1 pseudogene is annotated in these 234 nt (G+C 66.7%); it reads left to right on the top strand.

The annotated features are described in order from the left end of the window. Window positions 1-234: pseudogene (locus tag ACPXB3_RS22715) on the top strand (HNH endonuclease); the annotation flags it as partial.

The following is a 234-nucleotide window of genomic DNA, read 5'->3' on the forward strand; positions in this document are numbered from 1 at the left end:
CGCAACATGCTCGATCACTACGCGGCGAACCTGACCGGCGAGTTCGACCGCCTCAAGATGACCGCACCCCAAGGCCGGTCGGTGCGAGAACTGTTGATCTCCATGGGATTCGCCCCGGCTGTCGCGGGCCGACTCGTCCACGTCGGCACCGCCGACAACATCGACGGACTGCATAAGCACAGCGCCTACGGGTCGGTGTCCCTCGACCACGCCGACGCCGTCGTCCGCGGACTC

The sequence above is a fragment of the Gordonia sp. DT219 genome (assembly GCF_049847065.1).
In the GTDB taxonomy this organism is placed as follows: domain Bacteria; phylum Actinomycetota; class Actinomycetes; order Mycobacteriales; family Mycobacteriaceae; genus Gordonia.